This window comes from Chromohalobacter canadensis, assembly GCF_034479555.1.
In the GTDB taxonomy this organism is placed as follows: domain Bacteria; phylum Pseudomonadota; class Gammaproteobacteria; order Pseudomonadales; family Halomonadaceae; genus Chromohalobacter; species Chromohalobacter canadensis.
Window position 1 is genome coordinate 841,564 of sequence record NZ_CP140151.1, and the last position, 24,229, is coordinate 865,792.

The following is a 24,229-nucleotide window of genomic DNA, read 5'->3' on the forward strand; positions in this document are numbered from 1 at the left end:
TCATTCCACGACGATACGCGCGACCTGCCAGACCGAGCGGAAACGCACTTCCTCGGTCTGCAGTTCGGGGTGGTCATCGAAAGGATAAAGTACGAAAAGCGGGCCGTACTCACGCACCGGCATCGGCTCGCCGTCGCGCTGCATGGCCAGAATTACCCCGTACTCTTTTGCCTCGGGCAGCGGCACATCAGCGGCGAAATCATTCAACGCGACGACGCGCAGCGAATCGCCGTGAGCGCCGACCGCATCGTAAATCGCACCCAGTAAAGGACCTTCGAAGCGCGACGCACCTTCGGTCCAGGGGGTGTGCGTGACGATGGTGCCTTGCGGCAACGCCTGAAGCATCGCGCGATCGAACCGTGCCACGCCATCACCGTTAGTACGCGAGACATCTCCCTCCACGGTCAACATGACCTTTCCTTCAGGCACCGGCAATGGGTGAGCATGTACCACCGAGGCGTTGGACATGAGCAAAAAGAGGCCAAATCCGGCCGTCATGCCTCGACGTCCCAGGCATTGCCTCAGCGTCATCAAGATACTCATGATTAGCCGTTCCCATCCGAGTGCGAGCAAAAACGTCATACCGCTACCAATGACCCTACCACCGCAACATGGTGCTTGCATGCCAGACTCGGTTGCCGAATGTCGTGGCCGGTCTATCCTCACTCCAGAACCTCGAGGCGATCATGACGCGTGATGCAGCCTTCGTTTTCGGCAATCAGGTTCTGCCCGAAATACACCTTGCCGCCCTCGCCGCGCCGGTAACCGGCCAACGTGCGCAAGGGTTCGCGCCCCTCCTTGAATGTCCCCGTGGCGGGATCGACGCTGACCATGGCGCAGCGTGCGCACGGCTTGTCGACGCGGAACACGACCTCGCCCAGACGGATGCGTCGCCACTCGTCCTCGGCATACGCCGAGGTACCCGCGATCACCAGATTGGGGCGAAACTGCGCCATGCGATGAGGCTCAGCAGTACGCGTGTTGAGATCGGCCAACGAGGCCTCGGAGATCAATAACAGCGGGTAGCCGTCGGCAAAGCTGACGCGCTGTTCGATGGAGCGCCGATAACGGGCGGATTGCTCACCCAGCCACAACAACCGCGCGGGTTCGCCCGCCACCTCACTGAACCAGGCATCGAGGCGTGCATGCGTGGTCCAGGCATCGAAGTCGTCGGCCCATACCGTGGTGGCAAAGGTCGCCAGATCGAAGGTCTCCAGCGCGAGCTCCAACGCGGGCAGTTGCGGATGCGACAGGCTCAGCGTCTGACCGTCGAATGTTGCGGTCACGCGCTGCAACTGAGGGTGTGTGCGGGCGGTTAGAAAGGGTGCCATCGGGCTTGGCGACCATGAAACGCCGATCGCCTACGATCCCTTCCACACCGACCCATGCCGACTCTTGCATGCGTCCCGCCGTGGATTTGATGGGATAAAGGTGAATCGTGGACAGTGTCGCCATGGCAGCCTCATTGGGTTTATGGGGAGAAGGTATCTTGGCGTATTGTCGCAAAAAATACCGACTGCCGCCTCGATAGTGACACGCCATTGCCTCTTCCATGCGCCGGGCGACAGCCACCATCAAAAACGCCCGCCTCTCTCGAGGCGGGCGCAGCGTCGACGCGATGCGTCCGTTTACGTCGTGGCGTCGACGTGGCGGCTCGGTGTCGGCCGCCGGCGACGTTGCAGCCAGACGACGAGTGCGAATACCGCCAGTCCCGGTATCCACATCCACTCCTTCGGCCAGCGCTCGACAGGCGCACGGATCGACACGATCTCTTGGTCGAAATCGAAGCCCAGCTCCTCCGCCTGGCTATCGAAATCGGTCATGTCGACCAGCGTCTTGCCATCCTCCTGCATCAAGGTCAGCCCCAGGTTCTGCATACGCTCGCTACCGCTGTCGCCATCCGGCGCCGGCACCAGTATCACAAAGCTGGTGGGTGACCCATAGGCATCGAGACCGTCGACACGAACGCGCAGGTTGCTATCGTTATCGATGGCGCCCAACGCTTGCTCGAACTGCGCAGGAGGGATGTCCCGATAAGGATCATGAATCATGTCCATCCAGAAGCCGGGGCGAAACAGCGTGAAAGCCACTAGCAACAGCAGCAGACTCTCGTACCAACGGTTTCTCACCACCATGTAGCCCTGCGTGGCGGCGGCAAAGATCAGCATCGCTCCTGTCGCCACCACGAAGATCAGTATGCCGTGCCACCAGTTCACATCGATCAACAGTAGATCGGTATTGAAGATGAACAGGAAAGGTAGCGCCGCCGTACGCAAGCTGTAATAAAACGCCTGAAAACCGGTGCGAATGGGGTCGCCCCCGGAAATCGCCGCGGCGGCGAACGAGGCCAGTCCCACCGGAGGCGTCACATCGGCCATGATGCCGAAATAGAAGACGAACAAGTGCACCGCGATCAACGGTACGATCAAGCCATTCTGTTCGCCCAACTGGACGATGACCGGTGCCAGCAACGCGGAGACCACGATATAGTTAGCCGTGGTTGGCAGCCCCATCCCCAGAATAAGGCTCAACACCGCCGTCAGCATGAGCATCAGCAACAGATTGCCCATCGACAGCGTCTCGACCAAACCTGCCAGTACCAGCCCTACCCCGGTCTGGGATACGGCGCCGACGATAATCCCCGCCGCCGCCGTGGCGATGCCGATGCCGATCATGTTGCGTGCACCGTCGATCAGGCCCTCCCAGAGGTCGACGACGCCACGCTTGACTTCATTGCCTAGCCCGCCGCGTCCACGGAAGAATGCCTCCAGCGGACGCTGGGTCAGAATGATGACGATCATGAGCACGGTCGCCCAGAATGCCGAGAGCCCTGGCGACAAGCGTTCCACCATCAGGCACCACACCAGCACCACGACGGGCAGCAGGAAATAGAGCCCCACCATTACCGTGGGCCGCGTTTGTGGTAACACCGTAATGTCAGTACTGGCATCGTCCTTATCGAGCTCGGGGTAACGCGACCCTAGCTTGAGCAGCGCCACATAGATCACTGCCAGCCCAACGGCGGCTACCCACGGCATGGCATCGCCCAACACCGGCTTGAGCCATCCCAGCCCGTAATACACGATCAGTGCCAGGGCCATGATACCCACCAGCCCGGTCAGGAAACCGACGATTTTCTGCAGCCATGGGCGTACTGGGTTGCTGCTCTCGAGCCCCCGCATATTGGCCTTGAGTGCCTCGAGGTGAACGATGTAAATCAGTGCGATATAGGAGATCAACGCCGGCAGGAAGGCATGCTTGATGACTTCAACATAGGAAATGCCCACATACTCGACCATCAAGAACGCCGCAGCCCCCATCACCGGCGGCATGATCTGACCATTGACCGACGACGAGACTTCGACCGCACCGGCCTTGGTGGGACTAAAGCCGACACGTTTCATCATGGGAATGGTAAAGGTACCGGTGGTCACGGTATTGGCAATCGAGGAGCCCGAAATAAGACCGGTCATGCCCGAGGCGACGACCGCCGCCTTGGCTGGGCCGCCGCGATAGTGGCCCAGCATCGAAAACGCCATCTTGATGAAATAGTTGCCGGCCCCTGCCTTATCCAGCAAGGCGCCGAACAATACGAACAGGAACACGAAGCTGGTCGACACGCCCAAGGCGATGCCGAACACGCCTTGCGATGTGAGCCATTGGTGATTGACCAGGCCATAAAGGCTCACCCCGCGATGCGCCAGCATTCCTGGCATGTAGGGGCCCGCCAGCGAATAGACGATGAACACGAGTGCCACGATCATCAACGGCGGCCCAAGCGCACGCCGCGTGGCTTCCAACAGCAACAACAGACCGATCACACCGATGATGACGTCCTGCAGGATCGGCGCGCCAGGGCGCTGTGCAAGCTGCTCGTAAAAGAAATACATGTAGGACGCCGCAAAGGCGCCTACCAAAGCCAACCCCCAGTCCAGCATCGGCACTCTACCGCGCGGTGAGCGCTTAAAGGCCGGATAGGACATGAAAGCCAGGAAGATGGCAAAAGCCAGATGGATGGAACGTGCCTCCGTGGCACTGAACACCCCAAAACCAAACACGAAGGGTAAGGGCGACGCGATCCAGAGTTGGAACAACGACCAGACCGCCGCCACGCAAAGCAGCAGTTTGCCAACCGGCCCCGCGGGCTTGCGAGCCCCGGTCTCGTTGGCAGCCAGTTCTTCAAGCTCGGCTTCTCGCGTGGATGCCGTCGACTTATCGTCTTGCATACTGTTGTCCCGGTGGTGTCGGTCAGGGCGTGCTTCGCGTGCCCTGACCGACCAAAAAACACATCACAGTCGCTTGTTTCGTTCGCCACCGCGTGGCCAGAACCAGAGATGCGCGGCGCCGAAGCGGCCGCGCATCGTCTAGCACGACATCAAGCTAACGCTTACAACCAACCACGCTCTTTATAATAGCGTTTGGCGCCCTCGTGCAGCGGCGCGGAGAGACCGTCGGAAATCATTTCTTCCGGTTCCAGGTTAGAGAAGGCCGGGTGCAGACGCTTGAAACGATCGAAGTTGTCGAACACTGCCTTGACCACTTCGTAGACGACATCGTCATCCACCTTGGAGGAAGTCACGAAAGTCGCCTTGACGCCGAACGTCTCGACATCTTCATCGTTGCCCTTGTACATGCCACCGGGAATGACCGATTTGGCGTAGTAGGGATATTCCTCGACCAAGCCATCCACCGCGTCATCGTTCAGCGGGACGAGGTTGGCATCTACGGTCGTGGTTGCTTCCTGAATCGCGCCATTGGGATGGCCGACCACATACGCCATGGCATCGATGTTGTTATCCGCCAGCGCCGAGGCCATTTCGGAAGCGCCCAACTCGGAGGCCAGCGAGAACACATCTTTGTCCCAGCCTTCGGCATCCATCAGCACTTCCATGGTGGCGCGCTGGCCGGACCCCGGGTTGCCGATGTTGACGCGCTTACCCTTGAGATCTTCGACCCCGTGGATATCAGCATCCTTGCGCGCCAGAACGGTCAACGGCTCGCCGTGCACGGAAAATACCGCACGCAGGTCTTCCATCGGCTGCTTGAAATCACCCTCGCCATTGTAAGCACGATATTGCACGTCGGATTGCGCGACGCCCATGCTCAGCTCATCGGACTTGATGCCGTTGATATTGGCCACGCTGCCACCGGTAGACGGTGCGTTACAGCGAATGTTGGTGTCTTCCGAGTTACGGTTGACCAGGCGACAGATCGACTGACCCACCACGTAGTAAACCCCTGTCTGCCCACCTGTCCCGATGGTGACGAAGCGCTCCTGATCCTGAGCCATCGCCGGCGTCGAAAGCGCGGCGGCACCCAGCAGGGCCCCGGAGAATAGCGCAGCGGTAAAGGCGTAACGTTTCATGCATGCACCTCTTTAACATTATTTTGACGAGCCGATCGCAAGGCCGAGGCCACGACCGGCAATCGGGAGCGACCGAAAAGCACTGCGAAGGCAGTACGCTCCAGCGCATTCAATTCCCTTGCAACCAGCTTAGGCAATATGTGCCAAAGCCGATAGCCGGCGGGCATGATAACCGCCCGTTGCGCCGACCGGAACAGACGTTTTCCATATCGAGCCTGTATTCGACTAACGTCTAACCCGACAGCACGGTGAACAACATCTTTACCGATAGCGCCATCAAGACGAACGCGAAAATGCGCTTGAGCGCAGACACGGGTAGACGATGGGCGAGCCGAGCGCCCAGGGGTGCGGTGAAGAAGCTCACGCTCGACATCAGGATCACCGCCGGCCAGTAGACGAACCCCAGCGCCCCCACGGGCAATCCAGGTTCTCCCAAGCCGTTGATTAGATAACCGACCGCCCCTGCCAGCGCGATCGGCAGGCCTACCGCTGCGGACGTGCCGATCGCACGCCGCATGGAGACGTTGCACCAGGTGAGAAACGGCACCGTCAACGAACCGCCACCGATGGCGACCAAAGCGGAGATACCGCCGATGCCCAGTCCCACGCCTGATACGCCCCAGGCGCCCGGCAAGGTGCGCGACGGCTGGGGCTTGAGATTAATCAGCATCTGTAACGAGACGAAGGCCATGAAACAGGCAAAGAAGATGGCCAATCCCGACGTGGGTACGTGGGACGCCAGGAATGTGCCCAGAAACGTCCCCACGAGAATACCCGGCGTGATGGAGCGCACCACCGGCCACACCACCCCGCCGCGACGATGATGCGCTCGCAGGCTGGCCAGCGATGTGGGCACGATGGCGGCCAGCGACGTCCCGAGCGCCACATGTACCAGGGTGTCATGCGGGAACCCCTGCAGAGCGAACAGCGATGTCAGTATCGGCACCATGATGCCGCCACCGCCGACCCCCAACAGGCCAGCGAAGATACCCACCACACCGCCCAAGGCCAGATAAGCCAACCACCATATCGGATCCACGTGCTCACTCCTTGTCATCGAACATTCGGTACCACTTCAGCGTCGACAGTCGGCCCGCTAGCCTAGCGCGGCGATAGCAATGGCGCGATCGGAAGCCAATCCCCCACTTCGATATCGTGCCGGTCGAAGTATCCGGCATTGACTTCCAGTGCCGCGCGAAACGGCACCTTGGCCGCATAACTGGGGCACTCGGCGCTGGAAGCGGCCTGGCACGGCAGCATGCGCCGGATGGCGCGTACCTCACCGTCCGCGCCTAGAAAGGCAATATCCAGCGGGATACGCGTGCGATACATCCAGAACGCCGCTTCGGGGGGTTGCGAATTGGCGTAGACGAATAACATACCGGCATTCGGCGCCAGTGCGTCGCGCTCCATCAATCCCCGGGAACGCTCGTCGGCCTGCCTGGCTACCTCCACCGATAGCGTCTCTCCGGCCACTTCCAACGTGGCGCGTTCGAGCGTCGAGCGCTCCTCTCCAAACGCCGGCACGAATGTCAGCGCCAACAGGCCCAACACCATCCAGCCCGACACGTACAATGTCCGTTTCATGCGCTATCCTCTTGCGTTCTACCACCCAACGCGAATGATGCCTGACGTCACTCGCCTACAAGGACGCCCCCGTGCCGCTTCGCGACCTCCTGCTTGGCCTTCTGGTCATCGTCATCTGGGCCTTCAACATCATCGTCATCAAGGTCGGCGTGGATGACATGCCGCCACTGATGCTGATGACACTGCGTTTCATGCTGGTCGCCGTTCTGGTCGTCCCCTTCACCCGCGTGACACGACGGCAACTGCCGTGGCTGCTGGTGCTATCGGTCACCTTCGGGGGGCTGCATTTTCCGTTGCTGTTTCTGGGCCTGGGGCAGGCCGAGGCCGGTACCGGCGCTTTGCTGGTGCAGATGGGGACGCCCTTTGCCACCTTGCTCGCCGCCGTATTTCTCAAGGAACGCCTCGACCTTCGGCGCTTGCTTGGGTTGTTGCTGGCCTTCGCTGGCGCCGTGGTACTCGCCGGAGGGCCGGCGCTGCCCAATGTAACGGCCACATTGACGCTCTTGACCAGCGCCCTGGCCTGGGCGGTGTCGACGTTGATCATAAAGCGTGCGCCGGCCATCTCGCCGCTGACGCTGGCCGGATGGATCGCGCTGTTCGCGATTCCCCAAGTCGCATTGGGCAGCTGGCTTTTCGAGACTCAGCACCTGGAAGCGCTTCGCCGTGCCGGCTGGATCGGCTGGGGCGCGGTATTCTACACGGCGGTGATGTCGTCGATCATCGCCTACGGCTTGTGGTATGCGCTGCTGCGCCGCCACCCAGTCAACCGGGTCGTGCCGCTGACATTGCTGATGCCGGTCATCGCCGTTTTTCTCGGCGTCTGGCTGCTCGGCGATGGCCTGGATAGTCACAAGTTGCTCGGTGGGGCGCTGGTCATCGCCGGGCTGGCGGTGATCAACCTTCCGGGACGACGGCGTGCCCGCACCGCGCCTTGAGTACGCTCACATCACGATCACATCATGGCGGGAGATCGTCACGCTACGCAGTCGCGCCTGCAGCGCTTGTCCTACCTGCAGCCCCATTTGAGCGATGGCTTCACGGGTGAGACGCGCCCGCAGCGCCTGTCCACCGACGTCCAGCATCACCTCGACGAAAGGACTGTAGGCTTCGTCACCGATCTCCCGCAGCGTCGCCGGTAGGCAGGCGACATCCGGCAGAGATGGCGTCCGCGTGGAGGCAACGCCCACATCGCGTGCCCGAAGACGCAAACGCACCACAGCGCCGACCGCACCCTCGAGACGCGCGACGCTCAACGTCTCGCCCTCGGCCATGCCCGATAGCGCTAGACGCGTCAGGCAAAGTGCCTCGTCATGCGCGACGATACGCGCTTCGAGCAACGAAGACGCCTCGAAGCGCCCCGTACGCGGGCCCAGATCGAGGCGTGAAAACATCTCGTCCACCGGCCCGCTGGCCATGACACGGCCCTCTTCTATCAATGCCACGCGATCGGCCAATGCGCCGATTTCACGCGTGTCATGACTAACGAAGAGAATCGGCACGCCAGTGTCGCGCGCCAAGCGCCGGATATAGTGCAGGAGCTCCTGCTTGCGCGTCCCATCCAACCCGGTAAGCGGCTCGTCCATCAGCAGCATGCGCGGACGCGACAGCAACGCCCGACCGATAGCCACGCGCCGTGCCTCGCCTCCCGACAGCAGCCCCGGCGTACGCGATAGCAAATGGCCGATACCCAAAAGCTCGACGAGGCCATCAAAATCCGCGCGCGCTGCGCGCGGCATGCCGTAGCGCAAATTGCCACGCACAGAATAATGCGGAAACAGCCGTGCTTCCTGAAACACGACGCCCAACTGGCGTCGATGGGGCGGCACCCAACGGCGACGCTGGGTATCCACCAGCCATGTATCGCCCAACCGAATACTGCCACTATCCGGCACACCCAATCCGGCGATCAGCCGAATCAGGCTGCTCTTGCCGCTACCCGAGCGTCCGAACAAGGCCGTGACGCCTTCCGCCGGCACCGCCAGCGAGGTATCGAGCGTGAAATCGCCCAGCCGTTGCGAGACCTTCGCCTCAAGCATGGCGTCCCTCCAGACGCCGGCGCGCACGCCGCGCCAACCATTCCGAGGCCACCAACGCGATCAACGCCACGATCACCGAGATCACACACAGCCGCGCTGCCGCGGCCTCTTTTCCGGGCGTTTGCACCAGGCTGTAAAGCGCCAGCGGCAAAGTGCGCGTCTCACCGGGGATGTTGGAGGCAAAGGTAATCGTCGCGCCAAACTCGGATAGCGAGCGTGCGAACGCCAGCACGCCGCCGGTCAGAATGCCCGGCAATATCAGCGGCAGGGTCACCGTCAGAAAGGTCTTCCAACGGCTCGCGCCGAGCGTGCGCGCCGCTTCCTCCAGCTTGCGATCGACCGACTCCAGCGACAGGCGCACGGCACGTACCAGCAATGGAAACGCCATCACCGCCCCAGCAAGTGCCGCCCCTTGCCAGGTAAAGGGAAGACTCACGCCCAGCGTTTCGTGCAGCCATTGGCCCAGCGTGCCTTGTCGCCCCAGCGACACCAGCAGTAGATACCCCACTACTACCGGCGGCAGCACCAACGGCAAATGCACGATGCCATCGAGAAGTGTCTTGCCCGGAAAGTCGAAACGCGCCAACACATAGGCCATGCCCAGCCCCGGCAGCAGGATCGCAGCCACCGCGACACCGGAAACCCGCAGACTCAGGGACAGCGCTTCCCATTCCAGCGGTGTCAGCATTATGACGCGTCTTCCGCCGCCACGGTCGCAAAGCCAAAGCGTTGAAAGATCGCGGCCGCCTGACGGCCATCGAGCCAATCCGCCAGAGACTTGGCCGCATCACTCGGTGCGTCGCCGATCAATGCCATCGGATAGATAATCGGCTCATGAGACGCGTCCGGGAACAGGCCTAGCGTCTTGACCTTGTCGCTGGCCTGGGCATCGCTGGCATAGACGACACCCAACGGTGCCTCGCCACGCTCGACCAGTGCCAAGGCACTACGCACGTTGTCGGCACGCGCTAGCCGTGGCGCGAGCGACGTCCATTGACCGAGCGATGTCAGCGCCTGTTTGGCATAGATCCCCGCGGGGACATGCTCCGGGTTGCCGAGTGCCAGGCGCCCCTCTTCCAACCGTTCGGCGATCGAGGCGGTCTCATCCGGTGTGAAGTCCTCGAGATCGCTGTCCCGAGGCGCAATCAAAGCCAGGCGATTGCTCAGCACATCGTGGCGATGCGAAAGCGTGATCCCCTCCTGCGCGTCGAGCCAGTCCATCCAGCGCTCATTGGCCGAGAGATACACGGCCGCCGGTGCACCGTTGGCGATCTGCCGGGCCAATGTCGACGATGCGGCGTAGACGGGGACGATCTCGACATCATGATCGCGCTCGTAAGCCTCAGCCAGCGCATCGACGGCATCGGTCAGCGAAGCCGCAGCAAAGACCTTGACGCGTTCACCCGCCAATGCCGAAAGACTTCCCATACCCAACGACAGCGCCAGAGCATGAACGATACAAAGACGAACCAACGAACGAAGTGACATAAAACTCCGGGCTTAGCGGCCTCGATAAGAATGACAAATGAATTAGCTTACTGAAAATAGCACGCGCGATGGCAACAACACAGACACTCCAACCGACACCGTTTCGCATGAAAGAGGGAGGCCTAAAGGCCTCCCTGCGCGATATGAGCGTTCGCTCGATGCTTAAAAGTCGAGGCTTGCCCCTACCCAATACCGACGTCCATCGTTCACGTAACCGTATTCGTCGTAGCCGATGTCGTCGTCGAACATGTTATAAACCCCGAACATGAGCTTGGCCTGTTCGGTCACCTGCCACGAACCGCCACTATCCACGAAGGTGTAGGAAGGGGCACGAATGCTGCTGGAGGACGGCCCCTCGACGGGCTGGCTCTCTTTGCCACGATAGGTCAAGCGCGTCCAGGCGTTGAGTCGCGCCGTCGGCGTCCAGTCCAGCGTGCCGCTGAACTGATGTTTGGGCAATTGGGTCAACGGATTGCCTTCGTATTCGCCGCTTTTTTGCTCGGAGTCGGTATAGGTATAGCTCGTCGACAAGGTCAACGTCTCGGTCAGCGGCGACGAGAGTGCGAGCTCCACGCCTTGCGTCACGGCTTCGTCGACATTGATGCGGGTATTGGTCCGCAGAGTGCCGTCATCGTCGGTATCGTACTGCGTTACCGGCGGGCATGCGGTGGCCGAGCCACAACGTACCCGCGTGATCTTGTCCTCGAAGTCGTTGTGGAACAGCGTCACGCTGGCATTCAATCCGCGCGGGGCGCTATACAGCAAGGCAAGCTCCTTGTTGAGCGATGTCTCGGGCTCCAGATCCGGGTTGCCATAGGTAGTACCGCCACGACTAATGGCCCCCCAGTCAGCTGTCAGCTCACGCAACCCCGGAGCGCGATACCCGGTTGAAACACCGCCCTTGAGCGTCCAACGCGGCGCCGCCTGCCAAACCCCATACAGACGCGGGCTGACATGGCTACCGTAGTTTTCGTTGTCATCCAGACGCACCCCACCGGTCAACGAGAAATCTTGCGTCAACAGCCACTCATCCTCGGCGAACAACGCCCATTGATCGTTACTGACCTGGGTCCGGTCGGAGATCTGATTGGTGTTCTGATCATCCAGCTCTTCTTTCTCATAGTTAGCGCCCAGCGTCACGATATGCCGCGACAACGGCAGTACCCATTGAGTGTTCGCCACGGTGTTGGTGATCTCGATATCGCGCGACTTGTTATCGGTGGACTCCCGCTGGACGTAACTGTCAGAGGTGGCGAATCCCCAGCGCCCGGTATGGGTCAATGCGTAATGTTCGCGATCATGCTCCGAATAGCTATCGGTGCAACCGCCTCGACATCCCTCCGCCGGAGCCGACTTGCCAACATGGGACGCACGATCCTGCGTCTCCTTGCCAACCTCAACACCGAAGTCGTGATTCTCGCTCGGCGTCAACGAAAACTTGGCGGTCAGGCTTTGTAGATCCTTGTCCTCGTACCCTTGCTCGATGTCATCTTCCTCACGCTTCTGGTACTGGCCATAAACCTGCAGACCCAGCAGATCGTCGGCCACGGGCCCTGACACATATAGTTGCCCCTGATTGGCATTGCCCGAGTCGCTGTCTTCCTGCAGCGTGGCCTCGGCGCGCACGTTGCCGTGCCAATCATCGGCCACCTTGCGCGTGATGACGTTGATGACTCCGCCGATGGCGTCCGAGCCGTAAAGCGTCGACATGGGCCCGCGAATCACCTCGATACGCTCGATGGCCTGCAGTGGCGGCAACCAGTCCTGCTCGAACCCAGCACTCCCATTGGGACGTGACTCGCGCGAGGACTGGCGGCGTCCATCGATGAGCATCAAGGTGTACTGAGCCGGCATGCCACGCATGCTGATATCGGCACCGTTGTCGCCGGCTCCCCCACCGGTCACGGTGACACCCGGCACGTCCCGCAAGGCATCGGTGATATCGCGGTAGGCTTTTTTCTCGAGTTGCTCACGCGATATGACACTGATCGATGCCGGGGCCTGTGTGACTTGCTGCGCATATCCGGCAGCGGTGACAACGACATCATCCAGTTGGACGTCGTCATCGGCAGCATGCGCCATGGGTGTATTGCAGGCTGCAACGGCTAGCGCCAACGTCGATAGACGTGGAAGGTAGGACATGGTGCGTTGTTCTCCCTGATGAATCCCGCCCCGGCTGCTTCCGGGACTCTTGCGTGATGTTTTAAAATTTAATGCGAATTTTTATCATTTAGATTCTTTCACAAGGAACAACAACAGGCCACGGGACGGGGCGTTTCACAATCCGCAACGCAACGAGATACCATTACAGGCGTTAATGATTTTCAAAAACGTCATGCAATATGCCAGAATAGTGACCTACTCCACGCATCACACTGACGATGGCCTATGGCATGCACGATCTCGATGAACTGACCGCGTTCGCCTCGGTCATGGCGTCCGGCAGTCTGACTTCTAGTGCCCGCGAACTGGGGCTAGCGAAGTCGACCCTCAGTCGACGTATAAGTCAGTTGGAGGAACGGCTGGGCCAGCCGCTACTTCGGCGACAAGCCAACCGACTGCTTCCCACCGAAGCCGGTACGCTGTTTCTCGCCTACAGCCAGCAGATCCTGCATCTCGCTGAGCAAGGCCAGCAGGCACTCGACGACTTGCGCGCGGATGTCAGCGGAGAATTGACGGTCGAGGTGCATAATGCCTTCGCGCGTGGCTGGTTCAGCCAGCAAATGGAGGATTTCGTGGCACGTCACCCAGGCGTGCGCCTGAACCTGCATACCCGTTTGACCCCGCCTACGGGCCCCGAAGACGAAACCCTGTGCCTGTGGCTAGGCGACGTCGCCGACTGCGGCCTGCGTCAGGAGACGCTCGGCTACATGCGTCGCGGGGTCTACGCGCATCCCGACTACTTCCGGCGCCATGGCATGCCTCACCACCCCCGCGAACTGACCGAACACGCCTGGGTCGACCTGCTTGGCACCAGCGAACAAGGCGTAACGTTGCATCACGCCCGTGAAGGAGAGACCCGGATCACACTGCCACCGTCACGCCTGCACGTGGATCAATACGTGCTGCATATCGATGCCATCGCGCGGGGGCGCGGCCTAGGCCTTCTTCCCCACTGGATGGCCGAGAAACGCCTGCAGCATCATCCCGGCAGCCTGGCGCCTTGCCTCGCAGAATGGGCGCCCTCATCGCTTCCCATCACCCTGCTCTATCCATTCGGACGTTTGCCCCGCAAGAGCGTTACGCTTCTCGAGCAGATCCGCCAGACCGTTCCAGAGAGCTGGCGCCTGCATTCGCCTATCCCGCCCGAGCGCGTTTTCACGCTAGACTGACAACCTCAAAATGGCATGCTGTACTCTTTTAAAAATGCACGTTCATATAAAAGACGCGTGCATCTAAAAGACTGGTCCATGTAGAAGTTGGTCCATGCGAAATGCTGATGTGCAGGTGTCGCGCATTTCGATAGCGTGCTAATATATTCGCTTGCCTTGGCGAACGGGAGAGGGAATGGGTCTCAAGGAAATCGCTGCCGGGGGTATTTATCTCAGTCCGCTGCTCATCTATGCCTTGTTAGGCTTCATCGGCGCACTCATCGTGCGTACCGTGTTGCACCGACTCGTCGGGCAACATATCCCGTGGTTCGAAGCGTGGTTCGATGCCGCCTTGTTCGTCATCATTACCGCCGCCGTCGCCTTTGCCTTCTCGTCCACAGCTGGAATCGTTTAAATGCGCACACCGCTACGCATGCTGATCACTCTCGTTGTCGTGGCACTGGCCGTCGCTGCCGGCGTCTGGCTTTGGCATTATTACCTTTATACGCCGTGGACCCGCGATGGTCGCGTTCGCGCCGACGTCGTCACGATCGCCCCGGATGTTTCCGGCTGGGTGCGCCAATTGCCAGTAAGTGATACACAACAAGTCGAGCAAGGCGACACCCTGTTCCAGATCGATCAGGCGCGTTACCAAACTGCCGTCAACAAGGCCCAGGCCGTGGTCGCGTTGAACCAGGCGCAGTTGGAGCTCAAACGACACGAGGAGAACCGGCGCAACAACTTGAGCAATCAGGCCATCAGCAGCGAGAATCGTGAAGTCGCGCGCATCGATACCCGCGTGGCAAAAGCCAATCTCGACGAGGCCCAGGCCAACCTGGAAAGCGCCCAGCTCGACCTGAAGCGCACCGTGGTCGAGGCGCCCGCCGACGGGCATATCCTCAATCTGCGTCTTACCGAGGGCAACTACGTCTCGGCCGGCAATGCGGTGATGGCGCTGGTCAAATCGGATTCCTACTATGTGACCGGGTATTTCGAAGAGACCAAGATGTCGCGGATCGAGGAAGGCGACGTCGCCAGGATCACGCTGATGAACGACGACACCGAGCTACGCGGCCATGTCGCCGGCATCGGCCGAGGCATCGCCGACAGCAACACCTCACCCAACGACCAGCTGTTGCCCCAGGTCGAGCCGACCTTCAACTGGGTACGGCTGGCACAACGCATCCCGGTGCGCATCGAACTCGACGACGTTCCCGAGGGGACGCTGCTGAGTGCCGGAATGACGGCCACGATCCATGTCGTCGACGACACGGACGCAGACTGAGCCGCCCATGTCGCCCTGGATCGAGACCTACCTGACGCCCTCGAAGACATCGCTGCAGTTCGCCGCCAAGACCACCCTGGCGATGCTGCTGGCGCTGTACATCGCCTTGTGGTGCGATCTCGACCGCCCCTACTGGGCGCTGATCTCGGCGGCGTTCCTGCAGATCCGGCCGATGAGCGGCATGGTCGTCGAGAAAGGCATTTGCCAGATCGGTGGCACGCTCATCGGTGCGCTGGTCGGCATCGTCATCATGGCCTTATTTGCCCAGGCGCGCGTGCCCGCTCTGATTGCGCTGACGCTATGGATCATGTTCTGCGCCTACGGCAGCTCGCTGTTGCGCAATAACTTCGCTTTCGGCTGCATCATGGGTGCCGTCACGGCGATGCTGATCGTGGTGATTTCCGCCAACCAGCCCCCCAGCGGCATCTTCGACATCGCCGTGGCGCGACTCTCCGAACTCGGTCTCGGGGCGCTCTGCGCCACCCTGGTCAGCGCCCTGCTGTGGCCCACGCGCGTCAAGGAGCATCTCGCCGGGCAGGCCGACGAGGTCATCAACCAGGCCTTCACGCATGCCGGACAGCGGCTGGACGCCAGCGATGACGCTGCCGCCATGCAGCAGTCGCTGACCGCCAGTCTCGAGCCGCTGACGATGCTCGAAACCGACAGCCAGGCGGCCCGCTACGAAGGACCCGACGGCAACGGGCGCATGCGCGCCACCCACGTGCTGACGCGGCGTACGTTGCGTTTCTTCGCCACGCTGGGCGCGCTTTATCAGTTGCTGCACGATCATCGCGAGCGCATCAGCGCGCCCCTGCACCAGTTGGCCAACGAAATCGCCGACGGCTTTCGCAACGCCGAGCACGTGAAAGGCGTGCCCGCCGCACGCCGCCAACTACAGGACCTGCGCAAGCGCGCTCACGGCTATGCCGACACGCAACTCGACCCCTTGCAGCGCCGTGTGCTTCTGGCGCTGCGCGAGGTACTCGGTCATGCCATGATCATGCTCGACGCGCGCGAGGCCATCGCCCACCCGGGGCGTAAACAACTACGCGGCGGCTCGCTTTCCTGGCACCGTGATCATCTGGTGGCGCTGCTCAACGCCGGCCGCGCAGGGCTGGTCTTCTCATGCCTGGCGGTGTTCTGGCTGCAGACCCACTGGAACAACGGCCAGGTGGCCATGCTGCTCGGCACCCTGTTCTCGGCCTTCTTCGCCACGCGCGACAACCCCGTGACGATCTGCATGATGTTCTTCAAGGGCATGCTGGCAGCGTTGCCCAGTGCCTTCCTGTTCGGGCATGTCCTGCTGTCGCAGGCCAACGGCTTTCCCATGCTCGCCATGCTGTTCGTCACGCCCCTGTTCCTGGGGCTGCTCGGCGCCTCCAACCCTCGGTTGATGGGTTACTGCCTGGCCTTCACCATCTTCAATATCCTGCTGACCATGCCGGGCAACGGCATGGACTTTTCCTTCGACAGCTTCGCCAACCGCGCCATCGCCGTGATCGTCGGGTTGAGCGCCGTGGTGATGGGCTTCCGCCTGATTCCGGGTCTCGGGGCACCGATCCGGCGCCGCCGCCTGATCGGCGCCATCAGCCATGACCTGCGCCACATCGGCGACTTGCCCCTGCACGAGGAAGAAAGCCGTTTCAGCGGGCGCATGGCCGATCGCCTGCTGCAATTGGCGCGCCATGACGACATGCTGCCCGAGGATCACCGCCATTTGTTCATGATCGGCCTCAACGGGCTCGATCTGGGACGTTCCTGCCTGCGCCTGCGCCATCGCCTGGACGATGCCGCGCCGCCCGTGCGTGACGCCATGCGGCACTTGCTGACCACCCTCGCCGCCGCGTTCGAGGACAGCGCCCACGGCCGCGCGCCACAGGGCATCCAGGCGGCCGGACGAGCGCTGGATGACGCGCTCGTCCGCCATGGCGATATCGAGGAGGATTGGCGGTGGCTACTGGCAGGGCTGGTCGAGCGGCTCGAGCTCACCCTGGCGCGTCAGGCCAATGTCATGGCCGAGCGACTGACACCGGTACCCGCCGCCTGATGACGACGATGAGAGACCCGAGGAGCACCATGCAGATTCGAGCTTTCCGCGACACCGACGAAGCGGCCATCATTGCGCTCTGGGAACGCTGCGGCCTGACGCGTCCGTGGAACGATCCACGCCGCGACATCGCACGCAAGCTTGCGGAAGACCCGCGCCTGTTTCTGGTCGGCGAACGGGACGGTGACGTGATGGCGAGCGCCATGGCGGGATACGACGGGCACCGCGGCTGGGTACACTACCTCGCGATCCACCCCGATCATCAGGGGCAAGGGCACGGCATGTCTCTGCTCGCGGCCGTGGAGCGCGCCTTACAAGCCCGGGGCTGCCCGAAGCTAATGCTGATGGTCCGCAACGAGCACCCAACGCTGATCGACTACTATCGCCGCCAAGGGTACGACGATGGCGACTTCGTGACCCTTGGCAAGCGTTTGATCGCCGACGACTGACTCAATCGCGGTCGACGGCGAAGGCCGACCACGCCTGGCGTGTCGGCATGACTTCGAGGCGATTGACATTGACGTGCGCCGGCAGCGAGGCCGTGTAGAAGATCAATTCAGCGATATCCTCGGCCTCGAGCGGCGTGGTGTCGCCGTAAAGCTTGTCGGAGGCCGCCTGATCGCCGCCGGTGCGCACCAGCGTGAACTCGGTTTCGGCCATGCCCGGGGCAATGTCGGTCACCCGCACGCCGGTACCTTGCAGATCACAACGTAGGTTGTAAGTGAACTGCTGCACGAAAGCCTTGCTCGCCCCATAGACATGACTGCCCGGATACGGCCATTGGCCGGCGACCGACCCCAGGTTGACGATGCTCGCCCCGGCGCCGGTCTCGATCAAAGTGGGCAGAACCGCGTGGGTGACGTTGACCAGCCCCTTGATGTTGGTATCGATCATGGTATGCCAATCGTCCAGGTCCGCCTTCTGCGCCGGCTGCGGTGCCAAGGCCAGGCCCGCGTTGTTGATCAACGCCTTGACCGCACGAAATCCTTCCGGCAACGCCGTGATGACGTCCTTGACCGCGTCGGCATCCCGCACGTCGAGCACCGCCGTATGCACGGGCACCTTGCCACCGAGCTCCTTCTCGAGATCCGCGAGACGTTCCGCGCGCCGACCGGTGAGGATCAACGACCAGCCGGCCTCGGCGAAACGCCGTGCTGCAGCGCGCCCGAACCCTGATGTCGCCCCGGTAATCAATACGATATCGCTCATGCTTTGCTCCTTATCCACATACGCCTTGCCGCTAATAGCGTGTTCACGGCGCCATCAGCCGGGATAGCCGCCTTCGATGTCGACGATGCGCGTGGCGTTGCGCCCTACGCCACCATGCAGGTCCAGCATGCGCTCGATCCAGGCGTAGACCGGGTCGGCATTGGAGACGAGGTCCGCCGTCGAGACACACCGTGCCCACATGAAATGGCCGAAGATCAGGTAATCGGCACCGCCGGGCGCGTCGCCATCGAGAAAATCAGCCTCTTCCAGACGCCCACGCAACGGCTCGAGGGCCGCATCGAGTGCCGAGAGCCCTTTGCTGGGCGCATGCATTTCTTCGAGGCTACGGCCCAGCGCCTTTTCACGCGTTTCACGAAAATATGCTTGATCGTCGGGATGCACGGCATTGAACAAGTCCATGATGACGGTGCGCAGAATTCCCGGCGCCAGCGCCCGCTCGCTGTAGAACTTGAAAAAACGCGCCCGTGACTCCGACGCATCGTCGCCCAGCAACGGTTTTTCAGGATACACACGATCCAGATAGCGGAAGATTTCATAGCTATCGGTGACCGTGGCCTCGCCGTCGACGAGCACCGGCACCTTGCCTTGTCCCGAGAACTCGATCGCTTCCTTCTGCGTGAAGCGCCATGGAATGAAATCGCATTCCAACCCCTTGTGTGCCAGTGCATAGCGCACACGCCAGCAGTAAGGCGAAAACCGCAGCCGCTCGTCACGCCCGCTCAAATCGTACATCTGCAACGCCATGCCATTGCTCCTTTTTTAACCATAGACTTCCCGTGGGAGCGCCCCACATACAGGTCCTCCGACGCTACCACATGCCACGCAATCGCGCCTATCGACGCACACATGCAGGCAGCGAGGTGCTTGAAAAGACTCGTCTATTAGTCGAATTCAAGGTGTACGAAACGCCTCTTAAACACGTCCCGAGCCTCCGACAAAGGTCATACGAAAGCGTATAAGAACCTGATTTAAAGGGATGTTTAAAGCTCGTCAGATCATCTGCATTATTGGTATTACCAATTATCCAACAATTGGCCTCAGGCCATTTCGCGTTTATCTTTCGCTCGATGACGAACGCCATACGTCAGACATTCGTTGCGCGCTGCACGACAACACAATCAGGAGCATTCCCATGAATCAAACGCTGCTCTCGCTACTCGCCTTCCTGCCATTGGTGCTGGCCGGCGTCCTGCTGATTGGCTTCCGCGTTCAGGCCAAGACCGCCATGCCTGCGGTTTTCGTGGTCACCGCGCTGATCGCCCTGCTGGCCTGGGACATGACCTTCACCCGGGTGCTGGCCTCGACCTTTCAAGGTCTGATACTGACCGTGGCAATCCTGTGGATCATCTTCGGCGCCATCCTGCTGCTCAACACCTTGAAACGCTCGGGTGGCATCGCGGCTATTCGTAATGGCTTCTCGGATATCAGCCCCGACCGACGCGTCCAAGCGATTATCGTCGCCTGGCTCTTCGGTTGCTTCATCGAGGGCGCCTCTGGGTTCGGCACTCCCGCTGCCGTCGCCGCGCCACTAATGGTGGCTCTCGGCTTCCCCGCCCTGGCCGCCGTGGTGGTGGGCATGATGATCCAATCCACCCCGGTCTCCTTCGGCGCCGTGGGCACCCCCATCGTGGTCGGTGTTAGCGGTGGGCTCGATAAAGCCGGCATTAGCGAGACGCTTTCAGCGGGTGGCGCCAGTTGGGAAACCTACTTCCAGCTGATTACCTCGGAGGTCGCCATTACCCATGCCATCGTGGGCCTGCTAATGCCACTGATCATGGTGACCGTAATGGCACGCTTCTTCGGTGAGCGACGCTCCTGGCGAGACGGCCTGGAAGTCGCGCCTTTCGCACTCTTCGCGGGCATCAGCTTCGTCGTGCCCTATGCACTGGCCGGCGTTCTGCTGGGACCAGAATTTCCATCCATGATCGGCGCCATGGTCGGGCTGGCCATTGTCGTACCCGCCGCCAAGAAAGGCTTCTTGCTGCCCAAGACGACATGGGATTTCCCCGACAGCACGACCTGGCCGGACGAATGGCTGGGGAACCTGGAGATCAAGATGGATCAGGTCGCCGGCAAGGCACCGATGTCGGTCTTCATGGGCTGGGTGCCCTACGTGCTGCTGGCCGTCCTGCTGGTCATCTCGCGCACTGTAGAACCGGTCAAAGAAGCACTCGTGTCGCTGAGCATCGGTTGGCGCAACATACTCGGCGAGAGTGATATCGCCGGCAGCCTAGAACCGCTCTATCTGCCCGGCGGGATTCTCGTCATCGTCGTATTGATCACGGTACTGCTGCACCGCATGCGCGGCCAGCAAGTCAAAGAGGCTTTCTCCGAATCGACTCGCACGCTTCTGGGCGCCGGTTTCGTGCTGTTGTTCACCATTCCCATGGTGCGCATCCTGATCAACTCCGGCGTCAATGGCGCCGACCTGGTATCAATGCCGGTGGCCATGGCACAGCTCGTGGCCGATGGCGTGGGACATGTCTACCCACTCTTTGCCCCCGCCGTCGGGGCGTTGGGTGCTTTCATCGCCGGCTCCAACACGATTTCCAATCTGATGCTGTCGGACTTCCAGTTCAACGTCGCCGAACAGCTGGGGCTCTCCACGGCGATGATGGTTGCGCTACAGGCGGTCGGCGCTGCCGCCGGCAACATGATCGCCATTCACAACGTGGTGGCCGCCTCGGCGACGGTGGGCCTGCTGGGACGCGAGGGCACGACCCTGCGCAAGACCATTCTGCCGACCATCTACTATGTGCTATTCGCCGGCATCATCGGTCTGATCGCCTTCTGCGTGATCGGCGTGAGCGACCCGCTCATGGGTTAGCGCACGACCACTACGCGCTTTTACACCATCGCCACACTATCGCCCCGCCCCGGCCATGCCGGGCGGGGCTTTTCTTCGGGCCTTTATTGGTAAGACCAATTCTCCAATCCTTAGGCTTTCGGCTAATAGGCACGGCCGCATGCCATAAGAGAATATGGAAACACTTTCCATAAGCGGCGAGCTCCGGCGCCATGCACTGACGCTCTCGCCCACGCGTGGCGGCATCGCCCAAGGAGACCGCATGAACATCCTCTTTGACGAACGCCTGGACGGCACGCTGCCGGCGATCGACAAGGATGCCCTTGTCACGCATCTGACCGCGCACCTCCCCAACATGACGCTGCTGCATCGCGAGGAGGACCTGCGCCCCTTCGAATGCGACGGCCTCTCGGCATATCGCGTGCTGCCCATGCTCGTGGCACTGCCCGATACCCTGGAGCAGGTGGAAGCCCTGCTCGGCATCTGTCACGCCCAAGGCGTTCCGGTGGTCACGCGCGGCGCGGGCACCGGCCTCTCCGGTGGCGCCCTGCCCCTCGAAAAGGGAGTGCTGCTGGTGATGTCCCGCTTCAGCCGCATTCTCGACATCGACCCCGAGGCCCGCACCGCACGCGTGCAACCCGGTGTGCGCAACCTGGCGATTTCCGAGGCGGCTGCGCCCCATGGGCTGTATTACGCACCCGACCCTTCGTCGCAGATCGCCTGCTCGATCGGCGGCAACGTGGCCGAGAACGCCGGGGGCGTGCACTGCCTCAAGTACGGGCTGACCGTGCACAACGTGCTCGCGGTGAACATCCTGACCATCGAAGGGGAGCACATCACGCTCGGCAGCGAGGCCCTGGATACGCCGGGCTTCGATCTGCTGGCGCTGTTCACGGGCTCCGAAGGCATGCTCGGCGTGATCACCGAAATCACCGTCAAATTGCTACCCAAGCCCGAGGTCGCCAAGGTATTGATGGCCAGCTTCGACGACGTCGAGAAGGCCGGCAAGGCAGTGGGTGACATCATCGCCGCGGGCATCATTCCCGGCGGCCTGGAAATGATGGACCGGCTGGCCATTCAAGCCGCCGAGAACTTCGTCAAGGCCGGCTACCCGTTAGAGGCCGAGGCCATCCTGCTGTGCGAACTGGATGGCGTGGAAGCCGACGTTCACGATGACTGCGAAACGGTTCGCCGAGTGCTCGAGACCGCCGGCGCGACCGACATTCGGCTGGCCCGTGACGACGCCGAGCGCGCCACCTTCTGGGCCGGACGCAAGAACGCTTTCCCCGCGGTGGGACGCATGTCGCCCGACTACTATTGCATGGACGGCACCATTCCCCGACGCGAGTTGCCGCGCGTGCTCAAGGGCATCGCCGACCTCTCGGCAACCCACGGCCTGCGCGTGGCCAATGTCTTCCATGCCGGCGACGGCAACATGCACCCGCTGATCCTGTTCGATGCCAATGCGCCGGGAGAACTGGCACTGGCCGAGGAAGTCGGCGGCAAGATCCTCGAACTCTGCGTCGAGGTCGGCGGCAGCATTACCGGCGAGCATGGCGTGGGGCGCGAAAAGATCAACCAGATGTGCGCCCAGTTCAACTCCGACGAGATCACGGTCTTTCATGCCGTCAAGGCCGCCTTCGACCCGCTCGGGCTGCTCAATCCCGGCAAGAACATTCCGACGCTGGCGCGCTGCGCCGAATTCGGCGCCATGCACGTTCACCAGGGGCAATTGCCACACCCCGAGTTGCCGCGTTTCTAAGGAAGCGCTTAATAAATCGGCGAGCGGTGTAAAGCACGAGGCGTACGGAGCACAGGAACCGGAGCCTATGGGGTATAGGTGAGGATTCCGCCCGGGCTGGCGTACCAGCACCGCACAACGAAGTGATTTGCCCGCGCAGACATTTATGCAGTGTTTCCCCAACGGCATGCGTGCGAAGGAGACAATATGACGCATCCACAGGATCAACATCCGCCGCAGGACGCACGCACCTTGCCGGCGCGCGATCACGATGCCAGCGAGGCTCTGCTCGAACGCGTGCGTCAAGCCGCGGCGACCGGCACGGCGCTGCGCTTCGTCGGGGGTGGCAGCAAGGGGTTCTATGGCCGACCGGTCGCCGGCGAAACGCTCTCGCTGGCCGAGCACACCGGCATCGTCAACTACGACCCCGTCGAACTGGTGGTCACGGTACGCGCCGGCACCCGCCTGGCCGATCTGCAAGCCGCGCTGGCCCAAGAGGGACAGCAACTGGCCTTCGAGCCACCCCATTTCGGCGAGGACGCGACCGTGGGTGGCACGGTGGCCTGCGGGCTTTCCGGCCCGCGCCGTCCATGGGCCGGCAGCGTGCGCGATTTCGTGCTCGGCACACGCATGATCACCCATGACGGCAAGCGGCTGCATTTCGGTGGCGAGGTCATGAAGAACGTCGCCGGTTACGACCTCTCGCGGCTCATGGTTGGTGCCCAGGGCACGCTCGGCATCATCGACGAGGTCTCGTTCAAGGTGTTGCCGCGCCCCGCCGCCAGCGCCACGTTGCGCCTCGAGATGGGACTGGGCGACGCCATGGCACGCCTCGCCGAATGGGGACGCAAGCCGATGCCCATCACCGGCGCCGCCCACGACGGCGAGACCTTGCATCTGCGGCTCGAGGGAGGTGCCAGCTCGGTGGCCAATACCCAGGCGCAACTGGGTGGCGAGCCGGACGGTACGTCGTTCTGGACGCAACTGCGCGAACTCGAACTGGCGTTCTTCTCGCGCCGACACGACGACCGCCCGCTCTGGCGGCTGTCGCTACCGCATCGCGCGCCGCCCCTGGCACTCGACGGCGACACGCTCGTCGACTGGGCCGGTGCCCAACGCTGGCTGCGCAGCGAGCTTCCCGCCGCGACGATTCGCCAGCACGCCGCTCAGGCCGGCGGCCATGCCACCCTTGTCGACCGTGACCGAGCGCACGGCGTCGACGCGCCGTTCACACCGCTTTCCGTGGTGATGGACAAATATCATCGCCAGCTCAAGGCCAAGCTCGACCCCAAGGGGATCTTCAATCCCGGGCGACTCTACGAGGGGCTATAGC

22 protein-coding genes are annotated in these 24,229 nt (G+C 61.9%); 9 read left to right on the forward strand and 13 right to left on the reverse strand.

Annotated elements, in window-relative coordinates; all coding sequences use genetic code 11:
* The 7 genes from SR908_RS04015 to SR908_RS04045 all read right to left on the reverse strand — a co-directional run bounded on the left by SR908_RS04015 (position 1) and on the right by SR908_RS04045 (position 6,952).
* Positions 1-411: an oxidoreductase gene (locus tag SR908_RS04015; RefSeq protein ID WP_245798010.1), complete on the reverse strand. Its 411-nt coding sequence runs from the start codon at positions 409-411 to the stop codon at positions 1-3.
* A gap of 251 nt (positions 412-662) precedes the next feature.
* The gene (locus tag SR908_RS04020) at positions 663-1,229 is read right to left on the reverse strand and encodes an MOSC domain-containing protein (RefSeq protein ID WP_378075557.1); all 567 of its coding nucleotides are present in this window, start codon (positions 1,227-1,229) and stop codon (positions 663-665) included.
* Positions 1,120-1,575, reverse strand: a complete 456-nt coding sequence (locus tag SR908_RS16740) for an MOSC N-terminal beta barrel domain-containing protein (RefSeq protein ID WP_378075421.1) — start codon at positions 1,573-1,575, stop codon at positions 1,120-1,122. Before SR908_RS16740 ends, SR908_RS04020 begins: the two co-directional genes overlap by 110 nt.
* Before the next feature lie 53 nt (positions 1,576-1,628).
* Complete coding sequence (locus tag SR908_RS04030) at positions 1,629-4,226, reverse strand: TRAP transporter permease (protein WP_246920142.1); 2,598 nt, start codon at positions 4,224-4,226, stop codon at positions 1,629-1,631.
* A 161-nt stretch (positions 4,227-4,387) separates the two neighbouring features.
* Complete coding sequence (locus SR908_RS04035) at positions 4,388-5,365, reverse strand: TAXI family TRAP transporter solute-binding subunit (RefSeq protein ID WP_075368082.1); 978 nt, start codon at positions 5,363-5,365, stop codon at positions 4,388-4,390.
* 232 nt (positions 5,366-5,597) lie between these two features.
* The gene (locus SR908_RS04040) at positions 5,598-6,404 is read right to left on the reverse strand and encodes a sulfite exporter TauE/SafE family protein (protein WP_246920140.1); all 807 of its coding nucleotides are present in this window, start codon (positions 6,402-6,404) and stop codon (positions 5,598-5,600) included.
* A 62-nt stretch (positions 6,405-6,466) separates the two neighbouring features.
* Complete coding sequence (locus SR908_RS04045) at positions 6,467-6,952, reverse strand: DUF192 domain-containing protein (protein WP_246920138.1); 486 nt, start codon at positions 6,950-6,952, stop codon at positions 6,467-6,469.
* 71 nt (positions 6,953-7,023) lie between these two features.
* Between SR908_RS04045 and SR908_RS04050 the strand changes: the two genes are divergently transcribed.
* Positions 7,024-7,887 (forward strand): DMT family transporter, encoded by an 864-nt coding sequence (locus SR908_RS04050; protein WP_075368085.1) that lies wholly within the window; start codon positions 7,024-7,026, stop codon positions 7,885-7,887.
* 6 nt (positions 7,888-7,893) lie between these two features.
* Here the strand turns inward: SR908_RS04050 and modC are convergent, their stop codons facing one another.
* From modC to SR908_RS04070, 4 genes are all read right to left on the reverse strand, one after another.
* A complete protein-coding gene (gene modC, locus SR908_RS04055) occupies positions 7,894-8,988 on the reverse strand; it encodes a molybdenum ABC transporter ATP-binding protein (protein WP_246920135.1) in 1,095 nt (364 codons plus the stop codon).
* Positions 8,981-9,676, reverse strand: a complete 696-nt coding sequence (gene modB / locus SR908_RS04060; RefSeq protein WP_175575829.1) for a molybdate ABC transporter permease subunit — start codon at positions 9,674-9,676, stop codon at positions 8,981-8,983. The genes modC and modB overlap by 8 nt, the downstream gene beginning before the upstream one ends.
* A complete protein-coding gene (modA, locus tag SR908_RS04065) occupies positions 9,676-10,476 on the reverse strand; it encodes a molybdate ABC transporter substrate-binding protein (RefSeq protein WP_246920133.1) in 801 nt (266 codons plus the stop codon). The genes modB and modA overlap by 1 nt, the downstream gene beginning before the upstream one ends.
* A 162-nt stretch (positions 10,477-10,638) precedes the next feature.
* Positions 10,639-12,618, reverse strand: a complete 1,980-nt coding sequence (locus SR908_RS04070; protein WP_246920130.1) for a ligand-gated channel protein — start codon at positions 12,616-12,618, stop codon at positions 10,639-10,641.
* A 251-nt stretch (positions 12,619-12,869) separates the two neighbouring features.
* Between SR908_RS04070 and SR908_RS04075 the strand changes: the two genes are divergently transcribed.
* The 5 genes from SR908_RS04075 (at position 12,870) to SR908_RS04095 (ending at position 17,568) form a co-directional block, all read left to right on the forward strand.
* Positions 12,870-13,808, forward strand: coding sequence for a LysR family transcriptional regulator (locus SR908_RS04075; protein WP_246920126.1), 939 nt, complete (start codon positions 12,870-12,872; stop codon positions 13,806-13,808).
* Between the two features lie 175 nt (positions 13,809-13,983).
* Complete coding sequence (locus tag SR908_RS04080; RefSeq protein WP_246920122.1) at positions 13,984-14,202, forward strand: DUF1656 domain-containing protein; 219 nt, start codon at positions 13,984-13,986, stop codon at positions 14,200-14,202.
* Positions 14,203-15,072, forward strand: a complete 870-nt coding sequence (locus SR908_RS04085; RefSeq protein WP_246920120.1) for an efflux RND transporter periplasmic adaptor subunit — start codon at positions 14,203-14,205, stop codon at positions 15,070-15,072.
* 7 nt (positions 15,073-15,079) lie between these two features.
* Positions 15,080-17,119: an FUSC family protein gene (locus SR908_RS04090; RefSeq protein ID WP_246920119.1), complete on the forward strand. Its 2,040-nt coding sequence runs from the start codon at positions 15,080-15,082 to the stop codon at positions 17,117-17,119.
* 29 nt (positions 17,120-17,148) lie between these two features.
* Entirely contained in the window at positions 17,149-17,568 is a 420-nt protein-coding gene (locus SR908_RS04095; RefSeq protein ID WP_040242646.1) for a GNAT family acetyltransferase, read from the forward strand.
* A gap of 1 nt (position 17,569) precedes the next feature.
* Here the strand turns inward: SR908_RS04095 and SR908_RS04100 are convergent, their stop codons facing one another.
* Both SR908_RS04100 and SR908_RS04105 read right to left on the reverse strand, forming a co-directional pair.
* Entirely contained in the window at positions 17,570-18,328 is a 759-nt protein-coding gene (locus SR908_RS04100; protein WP_040242648.1) for an SDR family NAD(P)-dependent oxidoreductase, read from the reverse strand.
* A 54-nt stretch (positions 18,329-18,382) separates the two neighbouring features.
* Complete coding sequence (locus SR908_RS04105; protein ID WP_040242651.1) at positions 18,383-19,093, reverse strand: glutathione S-transferase N-terminal domain-containing protein; 711 nt, start codon at positions 19,091-19,093, stop codon at positions 18,383-18,385.
* 388 nt (positions 19,094-19,481) lie between these two features.
* On the opposite strand from SR908_RS04105, the gene SR908_RS04110 reads away from it, so the two are divergent.
* From SR908_RS04110 to glcE, 3 genes are all read left to right on the forward strand, one after another.
* Positions 19,482-21,176 carry an L-lactate permease gene (locus SR908_RS04110; RefSeq protein WP_040242652.1) on the forward strand — a complete coding sequence of 565 codons (1,695 nt, stop codon included), beginning with the start codon at positions 19,482-19,484 and terminating at the stop codon, positions 21,174-21,176.
* A gap of 241 nt (positions 21,177-21,417) precedes the next feature.
* Positions 21,418-22,917 carry a glycolate oxidase subunit GlcD gene (gene glcD / locus SR908_RS04115; RefSeq protein ID WP_246920116.1) on the forward strand — a complete coding sequence of 500 codons (1,500 nt, stop codon included), beginning with the start codon at positions 21,418-21,420 and terminating at the stop codon, positions 22,915-22,917.
* A gap of 186 nt (positions 22,918-23,103) precedes the next feature.
* Positions 23,104-24,228: a glycolate oxidase subunit GlcE gene (gene glcE, locus SR908_RS04120; RefSeq protein ID WP_246920114.1), complete on the forward strand. Its 1,125-nt coding sequence runs from the start codon at positions 23,104-23,106 to the stop codon at positions 24,226-24,228.
* Position 24,229 lies beyond the last annotated feature (1 nt).

What these genes read in the sequence shown, in the direction of transcription:
- SR908_RS04015 (WP_245798010.1), bottom strand. Translation starts at nt 411, where the DNA reads ATGTTGACCGTGGAGGGAGATGTCTCGCGTACTAACGGTGATGGCGTG.
- SR908_RS16740 (WP_378075421.1), bottom strand. Translation starts at nt 1,575, where the DNA reads ATGGTGGCTGTCGCCCGGCGCATGGAAGAGGCAATGGCGTGTCACTAT.
- SR908_RS04030 (WP_246920142.1), bottom strand. Translation starts at nt 4,226, where the DNA reads ATGCAAGACGATAAGTCGACGGCATCCACGCGAGAAGCCGAGCTTGAA.
- SR908_RS04035 (WP_075368082.1), bottom strand. Translation starts at nt 5,365, where the DNA reads ATGAAACGTTACGCCTTTACCGCTGCGCTATTCTCCGGGGCCCTGCTG.
- SR908_RS04045 (WP_246920138.1), bottom strand. Translation starts at nt 6,952, where the DNA reads ATGAAACGGACATTGTACGTGTCGGGCTGGATGGTGTTGGGCCTGTTG.
- modC (WP_246920135.1), bottom strand. Translation starts at nt 8,988, where the DNA reads ATGCTTGAGGCGAAGGTCTCGCAACGGCTGGGCGATTTCACGCTCGAT.
- modB (WP_175575829.1), bottom strand. Translation starts at nt 9,676, where the DNA reads ATGCTGACACCGCTGGAATGGGAAGCGCTGTCCCTGAGTCTGCGGGTT.
- modA (WP_246920133.1), bottom strand. Translation starts at nt 10,476, where the DNA reads ATGTCACTTCGTTCGTTGGTTCGTCTTTGTATCGTTCATGCTCTGGCG.
- SR908_RS04070 (WP_246920130.1), bottom strand. Translation starts at nt 12,618, where the DNA reads ATGTCCTACCTTCCACGTCTATCGACGTTGGCGCTAGCCGTTGCAGCC.
- SR908_RS04075 (WP_246920126.1), top strand. Translation starts at nt 12,870, where the DNA reads ATGCACGATCTCGATGAACTGACCGCGTTCGCCTCGGTCATGGCGTCC.
- SR908_RS04080 (WP_246920122.1), top strand. Translation starts at nt 13,984, where the DNA reads ATGGGTCTCAAGGAAATCGCTGCCGGGGGTATTTATCTCAGTCCGCTG.
- SR908_RS04085 (WP_246920120.1), top strand. Translation starts at nt 14,203, where the DNA reads ATGCGCACACCGCTACGCATGCTGATCACTCTCGTTGTCGTGGCACTG.
- SR908_RS04090 (WP_246920119.1), top strand. Translation starts at nt 15,080, where the DNA reads ATGTCGCCCTGGATCGAGACCTACCTGACGCCCTCGAAGACATCGCTG.
- SR908_RS04095 (WP_040242646.1), top strand. Translation starts at nt 17,149, where the DNA reads ATGCAGATTCGAGCTTTCCGCGACACCGACGAAGCGGCCATCATTGCG.
- SR908_RS04100 (WP_040242648.1), bottom strand. Translation starts at nt 18,328, where the DNA reads ATGAGCGATATCGTATTGATTACCGGGGCGACATCAGGGTTCGGGCGC.
- SR908_RS04105 (WP_040242651.1), bottom strand. Translation starts at nt 19,093, where the DNA reads ATGGCGTTGCAGATGTACGATTTGAGCGGGCGTGACGAGCGGCTGCGG.
- SR908_RS04110 (WP_040242652.1), top strand. Translation starts at nt 19,482, where the DNA reads ATGAATCAAACGCTGCTCTCGCTACTCGCCTTCCTGCCATTGGTGCTG.
- glcD (WP_246920116.1), top strand. Translation starts at nt 21,418, where the DNA reads ATGAACATCCTCTTTGACGAACGCCTGGACGGCACGCTGCCGGCGATC.
- glcE (WP_246920114.1), top strand. Translation starts at nt 23,104, where the DNA reads ATGACGCATCCACAGGATCAACATCCGCCGCAGGACGCACGCACCTTG.